General features: G+C 54.4%; 8 protein-coding genes. All 8 read left to right on the top strand.

Going from position 1 to position 10582, the window contains the following annotated elements:
- A partial coding sequence (locus AABZ39_21105) for a glycosyl hydrolase (protein ID MEK6797288.1) occupies positions 1-1374 on the top strand: 1374 nt, incomplete at its 5' end.
- Between the two features lie 117 nt (positions 1375-1491).
- Positions 1492-2538, top strand: a complete 1047-nt coding sequence (locus tag AABZ39_21100) for a LacI family DNA-binding transcriptional regulator (protein MEK6797287.1) — start codon at positions 1492-1494, stop codon at positions 2536-2538.
- Between the two features lie 88 nt (positions 2539-2626).
- Positions 2627-3364: a helix-turn-helix domain-containing protein gene (locus AABZ39_21095; protein MEK6797286.1), complete on the top strand. Its 738-nt coding sequence runs from the start codon at positions 2627-2629 to the stop codon at positions 3362-3364.
- Positions 3365-3368: 4 nt separating this feature from the next.
- A complete protein-coding gene (locus tag AABZ39_21090) occupies positions 3369-4331 on the top strand; it encodes a hypothetical protein (GenBank protein MEK6797285.1) in 963 nt (320 codons plus the stop codon).
- Positions 4328-5746, top strand: a complete 1419-nt coding sequence (locus tag AABZ39_21085; GenBank protein MEK6797284.1) for an arylsulfatase — start codon at positions 4328-4330, stop codon at positions 5744-5746. The genes AABZ39_21090 and AABZ39_21085 overlap by 4 nt, the downstream gene beginning before the upstream one ends.
- A 157-nt stretch (positions 5747-5903) precedes the next feature.
- On the top strand, positions 5904-7382 hold the full coding sequence (locus AABZ39_21080) for a sulfatase (GenBank protein ID MEK6797283.1): 1479 nt from the start codon (positions 5904-5906) through the stop codon (positions 7380-7382).
- Positions 7379-9199, top strand: coding sequence for a hypothetical protein (locus AABZ39_21075; protein MEK6797282.1), 1821 nt, complete (start codon positions 7379-7381; stop codon positions 9197-9199). The genes AABZ39_21080 and AABZ39_21075 overlap by 4 nt, the downstream gene beginning before the upstream one ends.
- A 10-nt stretch (positions 9200-9209) precedes the next feature.
- Positions 9210-10553: a sulfatase-like hydrolase/transferase gene (locus tag AABZ39_21070; protein ID MEK6797281.1), complete on the top strand. Its 1344-nt coding sequence runs from the start codon at positions 9210-9212 to the stop codon at positions 10551-10553.
- The last annotated feature ends 29 nt before the right edge of the window (positions 10554-10582 follow it).

Genomic DNA, 10582 nt, shown 5'->3' with positions numbered 1-10582 from the left:
ACAGCGACAACGGGAGAATGGCATGTTGCCCTGCGGTCACGAGACCTTTTCACGAAAGGACATCGATATACACTATCCCTGTCATGCCGCGTTCTGTCGCTTGGCGATAAGGACTGTTTCTATTTCATGACACGACCGGTATCGACGAATATGTGGACAACGCTCCGTACGGAGGATGAGATCGGTGTCGTAAGGAAGAAAGAACATTGGTTCGTCAATGACACCTATGACGATATGAGCCTGCAGTTGGGCATTCGCAAGCAGGGGCGCGCGATCATCGATTCGATAGTGATCACCGAATTGCCGCTGTTGACCGCTGCACAGCTTCAGAGCGCGGGGGCGAAAGTAAGACCGACTGCGCCGTATGAACCCTTCGGCATTTGTCTCCACGCCGACAGGATAGACACGCATCCCTTCGGCTACACTGACGAATTGCTTGATAAAGCGCTTTCGCTGTGGAAAGACATGGGTGTGCAATGGGTACGCATCGGGCTCGGGAAACCGTTCACCAATCGGGAAGCCGCGGTACACGCTGAGGCGGTCGCCTCACAGCTCGCTAGAAATGAAAAGCTCATGAACGGACTTCGTGAACGCGGCATACAATTCTACATAATCGCATCGGCGGGGCAGGTGCCATGGTATACGCCGCCGAAAGCAAGCATTAAGGACGGTTTCCCCGCCTGGGCTTATCCACACCCGGACAGCGAAGAATACCGCCTGCTCATCGAAGCGTATGCGCGGATGTATGCGAAAGCGAGCGACTACTGGGAGATCGGCAATGAAATGGACTGGGAATTCTGGGCGGGTACGCCTGAGCACTTTGTGCGTAACCTGGCCATCGCCCGGGAAACGCTCAGGAAATATAATCCGAAGGTAAAGATCATCATGGGCGGCCTCGCGCAGGACGGCATTATCGGTGAAAAAAAAGGAAAGGATGATTATCTTCAGCGCATGTACGATGCGGGACTGAAAGAAAAGACCGATATACTCGCGTTCCATCTCTATCAATCGACCGTAGAACGCAATATCTATCAGCTCAACCGATCGATCGCGGTCATGGCGAAGAATGGCGATGCAAAAAAACCGATATGGATAACCGAAACGGCGAAATCGATATGGAATTCGACCGAAGATGCGCAGGCTGATTATCTCCGCGACACGTACACCCTATTGCTCAGGCACCCGAACATCGAAAAGGTGTTCTGGTGGAATTTCAAGTCGCTCAAAACGAAACTCGACCGCGAGAGCGGGCTTGCACTCGTGGAGACGAACCTCGCGCCGCGCAAGGCATACGAAGTATTCAAATCCATGCCGAAAAATACCGATCGATTCATCAACAACGATCTCCTGAGGATCGATGGCCTTGATCGGTGATCGTATGAAATTGCATCGTCTTTTCCTGCTTCTTTTTTCCGCGAACACGGTGCTGCCCCTAATACTCTTCCCTTCGGAAACACGATCAATAGACATGGGTCTTACCGAGACAGCTTGATGAAACGAACTGCAGCAGGAATGCATACGCTGAAAGAGATCGCTGAAAAGGCCGGTGTCAGTATCGTCGCGGCGAGTGTCGCGCTTAACCCCAGTACGCACTCACGGGCGAAAGTAAGTGAGATGACGCGAAACAAGATACTGCGCATTGCGGAACGCTTCAACTATAAGCCCAATACATTCGCGCGCTCACTCAGAAAGAAACGTACCGGAAGCATCGGATTCGCATCGGACAGGTACAACGATCTCGCCAACAATGAATTGAAGCACCGGGTGCTGCGCGCAAGTATCGAAAGGAATATCCCGATACAATTCCTGAATTACGACCAGTACACCGCCGCGGGAGACATGGTACGCGACATGCTGTCCTACGATCTCGAGAAGCTCATCGTATTCCGGTTCTGGGACAGGATGGACCGTGCAGAACGAAAAGCGCTTTCCGACCGTTTCGGCGACCGGCTTCTCGTTCTCGACTACATGGGCGACGGTACGGCGGCACATCGCGCGTCTTTCATGTATGCGGATTTCACGCGCGCGTGGCTCGATCTCTTCGGGCATCTTGTCAAGCGAGGATACACACGGGCAGCCGTTCTTACGTACGACATCCCGCCCTCCGCACCGGGAGCCGATATATTTAAAAGCCCGCAGGATGCGCGGCTGAAGCAGCTTACTGCGGCATACGGCAAAGGCTTTTTCGACCATACACGCGATGTTTTTCGGACGGAGATCACATCGCCGGAAACGGTGTATGCTATCGCACGGAATATCATCGCAGCAGGATACGACTGCATCAAGATACATCATGATCAGATAGCCCCAATGGTATACAAGGCCGCAGCCGACGCTCGGAAGCAAATCCCGATGGATATCGGCATCGCGGGGTTCGACGACATCTATTTTGCGCGGTATCTGACGCCGCCGCTCACAACAGTAAAGAATGACTTTGACGCATACACAGAGAATATTTTCCGGTGGCTTCACGCTCCCATGCCCTCTGTCATCATTCCAAGCTCCATTATAGAACGTGAAAGTACTGCACGAAGCTGAATTCAACGCGTATTTTACCGATTTCAACTTGACTTCCTGTGGATTTATATAGATATTAGTATTGATTAAAATACCTATAGTAACATATATGAAACTAAAACCGATCACATCACTTTCCAGGACTTTTACTATTCTGGAATATCTCACGTCCCGGCGGGGTGCACGCTTCAAGGATATTGTTGCCGCAGTCACCGGGATATCACATGCTTCGCTTTCCCGACTTCTCGACGACCTTGAATCGCTTGGCTATGTCGCAAAACGAGACGGGCTGTATTTCCTGAAAAGGGGGATCGGCAGAGGGATAGTGCTGCAACCGCAGGGTACCCAGGATATAGTGCGGTCCCTCGCTCGAGAACTTTCGATGTCAGCCGGAATATTCGCTCCGCTCGGCAGGACGACCATGGTGATAATCGATCGGGAAAACGTCGCCGATCAGGGCACTATCGCCTACCCGGGGAGAGAGATGCCGATGTATGCCGTACACGGTTTCGCGAAAATATTCCTCGCGTATGCGGACGATGAGGTACGCTCGGAAATGCACCAGGGCCTTGCGGGCATTGTGCACAACAGAAAGCCCGACTACGCAACGTTCATACGGGCGCTCGATGAGACGAAACGCACCGGCGTCGCCGTTGAGGAAATGGAATGGCAGTCGCATATCGCACGCTTTACCATATGCGTTCTCGGCGGAGAGCATACCCCGCGCTATGCGCTCGGCGTCATCGGTGCTCCTGAAACGGTGAAGCGGAAAAAAGAGATCATCGATGCGCTGAAAAAAGGTCGTGATGCGTTCGAGACACTGCTCGTACCGCATGCGGAAGGATGATGCTATGAACGTGAACTGCTACTACTATGCACCGCACAATCACACGATACTGCGCGAGTATCTCGCGAAAGACCTCAAGCGCATGAAGTCGCTCGGCACGGACATCGTATCGTTCTGCCTTATCGAATGGCAGATGACGAACTGGCATATGCCGCGCATCAAGCGATTCATCGGCATGGCCCATGATGCGGGGCTCGCTGTGCATGTTGTCCCCAACCGCTGGGCGGGTCTCGTCGCCGGCTGGTTCGACGCCTTCGGCGAGTTCACGCTCAAGAACATGGATACCATCATCCGCCGCGAGGACGGCACGCCGCGCATTGAGGGAGAGATGGCATCCTGCACGCAGCACCCGAAAGTGCGAGACCACATGATGCGTTCCATCGAGTCGATGATGAAGACATTCGATATCGACGGCATCATCTGGGACGAGCCGCATTCAAAAGCCTGCTTCTGCGAACACTGCCGAAAAGCGGCGCCGGAGGGAATACCGACCGATACATGGCAGCATGCGATGACCGCATCATTCCTCGATGACATGACCGTGCATTTCAAATCGTTCAACAGCAAAACCGCCGCAAGCTGCTTTGTCATGCCGGAAAGCGAAGGGCTTCTGCGCGCGATGACGGCAACGACGAACATCGACTACATCGGCAGCGACGGTCATGTACGGTCACCCGATCATCAGATGCACCGGATGAAACGCACGATATTCGAAGCGTACGAAGAATTCCAGCCCATCATAGACCGTGCCGAAAAAAAGTCGTTTTACCTTCTTGAGGCACAGCGTCACCGCGACGAGGACCTCGAGAATTATCTCGCCAACGTCGACCGCGCTTTTGCACTGCCGATGGACCATCTCATGTACTATTACTGCGCGCATGAAATGCTTGAAAAGAACAATGAGGAACGATTCAATCACGCAACATGGAATGCAGTGAAGCGTCTTCAGAAAGCGAGGAACGTATGAACACACGGCCGAACATCGTCCTTATCCACGCCGACCAATGGAGGGCGGACTGTCTCTCCTTTACCGGCCATCCGTCGGTAGAAACACCGCATCTGGACAGCTTCTTTCGGAGCGGGGTAAGCTTCTCGAAAGCCTACGCTGCCGTGCCCTCGTGCATCGCCTCGCGGGCTTCGCTCATGACGGGATTGACGCAGCGCACGCACGGGCGAGTCGGTTACCGCGACGGCGTACCGTGGAAATACGATACGACGCTCGCCGGGACGCTTGCCGATGCCGGATATCATACGCAGGCGGTCGGGAAAATGCATGTATATCCTGAGCGGAATCTTCTCGGTTTTCACAATGTCGTTCTCCATGACGGATATCTTCACCGCTCACGCTCACAGGGAGACATCGCCGACCGTGACGATTATCTCCTGTGGCTTCGCGACCGGCGCGGAGCGACCGCAGACTTCATTGATACCGGCATGGGCTGCAACGGTTACGCGGTAGCGCCGTGGTGTTACGACACGCTCGAGCATCCGATGGCCTGGGTGACGACTGAATCAATTGACTTTCTCCGCCGACGCGACCCGGACAAGCCGTTCTTCCTCTATACATCATATCACCGCCCGCACCCGCCGCTCGATCCGCCGCGCGATTATCTCGCCATGTATGACAGGAAAACGCTCCCGCCGCCGGTCATGGGTGACTGGGCGGAGCTTCTGCGTGCCGACCGCGGCCCGGACAGCCCGGTGCCGTCGCATCCCGATGCCATCGACCGTGCGCGAAAGGCGTACTACGCGCAGCTCACCTTTATCGATCATCAGATCAATCGGCTTATCCATGCGCTCCATGAGCGAATGTTGATGGATAACACCTGGATAATATTCGTATCCGATCACGGCGATATGCTCTACGATCATAATCTCACCGCGAAAGCGCTGCCGTACGAGGGATGTGCACGCGTGCCGCTTATCATCCGCTATCCGCAGAAGAACGCTCTCCCGACGGGAAGGACCATCGATGCGCCGGTGGAGATGCGCGACATATTCCCGACAATGTGCGACATCGCCGGCATCGAAACGCCGAAATCGGTTGAAGGGAAAAGCGTGATGCCGTTGTGCCGCGGAGAGAGCCCCGCATGGAGAGACTATATACACGGGGAGCATGAGTGGGGAGAGGGATCGAATCAGTGGCTCACGGATGGAAAATGGAAATATGCGTGGTTCTCACAGACGGGGCGTGAGCAGCTCTTCGACCTCGTCAACGATCCCAATGAGCAGCATGATTGTGCGGGGCAAAAGGCGAATGAACTTGCCGAATGGCGAACAAGGCTCGTTCAGGAACTTGACGGACGGGAGGAAGGATACAGCGACGGGAACAAATTGATCGTTGGAAGAAATCCGACGCAGGTATTGAAGCATATTCTGTAAATTCACCCCTATCCCCCAACCCCTTTCCCCTCTAAGAAGGGAAAGGGGAGCGAAAACAGCAGGATGCCTGCTATTGAAATAGTAATCGCTCCCCCATCTCCTTTAAATAAAGGGGGAAGTGGGCTGGAGGGATAAGGGTTGTTCAAGGAGACTCACTATGAAAGCCATCATGATCATGTTCGATTCGCTCAACCGCCGTCTCCTCGCGCCGTACGGCTGCGGCTGGACGGTAACGCCGAATTTCTCCCGGCTGGCGGAACGCACGGTAACGTTCGAAAAATGCTTCATCGGAAGCATGCCCTGTATGCCGGCACGCAGGGAGATACACACCGGGCGTTATAATTTCCTGCACCGCTCCTGGGGGCCTCTCGAGCCGTTCGACGATTCCATGCCGGAATTGCTTTCGAAAGCGGATATCTACACGCATCTTATCTCCGATCATTACCATTACTGGGAGGATGGCGGGGCAACATATCATAACCGGTATTCATCATGGGAATTCCCGCGCGGCCAGGAAGGAGATCAGTGGAAAGCCGATGTATCGGTCAAAGGATCACCCGCAGCATTCAATCCCGAACCTTACTGCAAAAAAAGTCCGCATCACCGGCAGGACTATGTCAATCGGGGCTATATCAGGCGCGAAGAGGATATGCCGCAGGCGAACACATTCCGGCTCGGACAGGAATTCATCGAAAAGAATCACGCTTCCGATAATTGGTTCCTTACTATCGAAACATTCGACCCGCATGAACCGTTCTTCTCACAGCCGGAATGGAAGAAGAAATACAAGCACAACTACGATGCACTCGGCATCGTCCTCGACTGGCCGAAATACGGCAAAGCCGACTTCCCGCAGGAATATCTCACACAATTCCGTATGCAGTACGCGGCCCTTTTAACCATGTGCGACCACTATCTCGGCACTATTATCGATACCATGGACAGGCATGATCTCTGGAAAGACACCATGCTCATCGTGAACACCGATCACGGCTTTCTGCTCGGCGAACACGGCTGGATGGCGAAGAACAATCCGCCGCTCTACAACGAGATAGCGAACACGCCGTTCTTCGTATGGGACCCGCGCTCAGGGAAGAAGAGCGTGCGCAATGACAGGCTAGTACAGACGATAGACATTGCGCCTACCCTGCTCGATTATTTCGGCGTACCGATACCGAAAGACATGGAAGGAAAACCGCTGAGAAGCGTCATCGATAAAAACGAAGCGATACATGATGCGGTGATATTCGGCTATCACGGACAGCATATCAATGTCACCGACGGACGGTATGTGTATATGCGCGCACCCGACAAGATCAAGTCGCTCAATCAGTACACGGTCATGCCGACGAATATGCGCGGCTTCTTCAGGAATGATCAGCTTGCAAATGCCGAAATGCATGACGGATTCTCTTTCACCAAAGGCGCGCGCGTCATGAAAATACCGGCAGGTCCTGGCGGCGGCGAGCATGGGACACTGCTTTTCGACAATGAGAAAGATCCTGCGCAGGACACACCGATGAATGATAGTGCCATTGAAAAACGCATGACAGCGCTCTTGAAAGATTGCATGCAAAAGAACGATGCGCCGGCAGAGCTCTACGACCGTTTTGGATTACAGGAGCGACACATATGAAACGGTACTTCTCTCAAGCTTCAATAACCCCCGACGACGTACTCGCCGGCGATACGCATGAATTCGTCGTTCGTCTCGTCATCGGTGCGGATTTTCCGAAAGGAGAGTCGCGTATCATACTCGATTTCCAAGGGCTCATCGGCACCTCACGGCCGGCGATGCTTCATCAGGAAATGGATGGATACGTCGAAGCGTATGTAAGCAATCCGTCGGTCATCTATACCGAACGGTTATGGAATCTCGAAAAGGACATGTTCGCCGAACACGGGAACGAGATCAAGGGCGGCGGAATGAATTTCCACGCGCTTCGTGCGATGCGTCAGTATGTCCTCGATCTCGGCACAGGACTTGAAGCTGGCGATGTGATTGAAATACGCTGGGGCGAGAATACCCGCGGCTACGGCCCCGGCGCAAAAGTGACAACGGTGGCACCCACGCTTGATGCGGCTCATGTCATCGATGTCCGCGTATTTGACGGACATACCCGCGGCCTACCCGATCTCGGACGCTCGTTCAAAGGGTATGACCGCCCCGCTGCCGATCATGAAGTTTCGCTTCGCGTCCGAACGCGGCCGCGTGAAGCAAAGACTGTGCAGGTGATACGTACGGCGAGACGCACCGTCGTCATCCCGCGCGATGAATTCTGGAACTGCGCCGATGTCACGGACCTCGCGTCGATAGCCTCTGCGAACGCAAAGCCTGCGCGCACTGAAAGCGGAAGCTTCATTTTTTCGGACAAAGGCGTTTCGATACGGCCGAAAAAAACATCGATGCTCGATGGACCGCGGATGGACAATGTCTTCGAAGGGATGAACATCTACTGGGGTGATATACACACGCACTCGGCGTTCTCCAATGACTGCGTCGAACGAGAGAAGCTCCTCATGTATCCGGGCGATCTCATGCGCTTCGCCCGCGACAATGCCGCGCTCGATTTCTATGCGGTGAGCGACCACCATCAGCCCTGGGACAAGGAACGCAACAAGATCGGTCGTATCGGCTGGGAACGAACGATGGAAGCGCTGAAAGAATATGACCGCACGGGGGAGTTCCTCGTCTTCCCCGCCATCGAATACCGCTGCAAACGCGGCGACACGGTCATGCTTTTCGGCTGGACACCGGAGTACGAAGAGATAGATGTCCCTTCATATGCACGCGTTGACGAATTCTGGAAGGGGTTTTCCGGAAAAGATTATCTCAGCATTCCGCATTTCCATAACCAGGGAGGGCTTCCCCCGGGGGAATGGCTTTCCACCGATGAGCGCATCGAGCCGGTGCTTGAGATATTCTCCTGCCACGGAAGTTACGAGTCCGATATCGTGCTCGAGAAACATATCCCGATGATAAAGAGCTTTCGCCCCGACCGCCATGGAAGATATTTTCTCAAGAACGGTCATCACTACGGCTTCGTCTGCAATTCCGACGGCCACAAAGGGCATGTCGGCACCAACGGCATTACTGCGGTATTCTCAAGATCGCTCGATACGGCATCGATACTCGACGCATACCGAAAACGTCATGTCTACGGCACGACGAATGCGCGCATACGCCTCGTCATCACCGGCAATGGAATGCTCATGGGCTCCGTCGTGAAGAACGAACAGAAGAAAACGATACATATCGATATCGCGGCCGAGAATACGATAAAGAAGATCGATGTCTTCAGGAACGGCGATCCGTATACGCGGCTTACACCGGGGGGCACGGAATATCAGGGCGACATCACCGAAACATCGGGAGAACCGTCGAATTGGTATGTACGTATCACGCAGATCGACAATCACATCGCCTACTCCAGCCCGATATGGTTCGAGTAAGGAGTCCCTGGTGAAAAAGCCGAACATCATCTTCATCTTTTCCGATCAGCAGCGATGGGACACCATGGGTTGCTACGGCCAGAAGCTCCCCGTGACGCCGAATCTCGATGCGATCGCCTCCGAAGGCGTACGTTTCGAGAATGCGTTCACCTGTCAGCCGGTGTGCGGACCGGCACGCGCGGCGCTGCAGACAGGCAAGTGGGCGACAGAGACCGGCTGCTATGTCAACGGCATCGCGCTTGCGCAGAACGAAAAGACGATGGCGCATTATCTTTCGGATTGCGGCTATGAAGTTGGCTATATCGGCAAATGGCACCTCGCGTCCAATGACAGGAACGGGACCGAGGATTTCCGCGAGCACCCCGTGCCGATGGAACGCCGCGGCGGATACAGGGATTTCTGGATAGCATCCGATGTGCTTGAATTCACATCGCACAGCTATGACGGCCATATGTTCGACGCAGATGGCAATAAGCGCGTATTCCCGGAAGGGAGATTTCGCGCCGATGCGCAGGGCGACTTCATCATCGACTATCTTTCGTCGCGCGATCTGAAAAAGCCGTTCTTCCTGTTCACCTCATTCATCGAACCGCATCATCAGAACGATCATAACCGCTACGAAGGACCGCACGGCTCAAGGGAAAAATTCAAGGACTTTGCAGTGCCGGGCGATCTTGCCGGGACCGAAGGCGACTGGCGTGAGAATTATCCCGATTATCTCGGCTGCTGCAATGCCATTGACGCGAATGTCGGTCGTATCGTCGCTCTGCTCAAACGCCGCGGCATATACGAGAACACGCTTATCATCTACACGAGCGACCATGGCACGCATTTCCGGACACGGAACAAGGAGTACAAGCGCGCCTGCCATGACAGCTGCCTGCGCATTCCGTTCATCGTGCGGGGACCCGGCTTTACCGGAGGAAACGTGTGCGACGGGCTCGTAAGTCTTCTCGATGCGACACCGACCGTGCTTGGTGCGGCAGGTGTACAGAAACCGTCCGTCATGCGCGGCGAGGACCTGTCAGCGCTCGTGCAGGGAACAACGGCTTGGCGCGATATGGTATACGCAGAGATAAGTGAAGATCATGTCGGGCGTACGATACGGACGAAGAAATGGAAATATGAGATATGGGTGAAAAGCGATAAGCCCTGGAGCGGAAATCACGCGGGCGGCGAGGTCTATCATGAATATCATCTCTACGACCTTGAGAACGATCCGCATGAACGAAAAAACCTCGTCCGCGAACACGCGTATGCATCGGTACGCACAGCGCTCGCAGAGGCGATCACACAGTGCATTGTCTCCGCAGGCGGCAAGGCCCCGGTGATACGGAACGCCGACGCTCTGTAGCGGGGCATCGATATCCCAACACCCCGCAT

Source organism: Spirochaetota bacterium, assembly GCA_038043445.1.
GTDB lineage: Bacteria > Spirochaetota > Brachyspiria > Brachyspirales > JACRPF01 > JBBTBY01.
The sequence above is the reverse complement of the archived record's forward strand: the minus strand, read 5'-3'. Positions and strand labels throughout refer to the sequence as shown.

What these genes read in the sequence shown, in the direction of transcription:
- AABZ39_21100 (MEK6797287.1), top strand. Translation starts at nt 1,492, where the DNA reads ATGAAACGAACTGCAGCAGGAATGCATACGCTGAAAGAGATCGCTGAA.
- AABZ39_21095 (MEK6797286.1), top strand. Translation starts at nt 2,627, where the DNA reads ATGAAACTAAAACCGATCACATCACTTTCCAGGACTTTTACTATTCTG.
- AABZ39_21090 (MEK6797285.1), top strand. Translation starts at nt 3,369, where the DNA reads ATGAACGTGAACTGCTACTACTATGCACCGCACAATCACACGATACTG.
- AABZ39_21085 (MEK6797284.1), top strand. Translation starts at nt 4,328, where the DNA reads ATGAACACACGGCCGAACATCGTCCTTATCCACGCCGACCAATGGAGG.
- AABZ39_21080 (MEK6797283.1), top strand. Translation starts at nt 5,904, where the DNA reads ATGAAAGCCATCATGATCATGTTCGATTCGCTCAACCGCCGTCTCCTC.
- AABZ39_21075 (MEK6797282.1), top strand. Translation starts at nt 7,379, where the DNA reads ATGAAACGGTACTTCTCTCAAGCTTCAATAACCCCCGACGACGTACTC.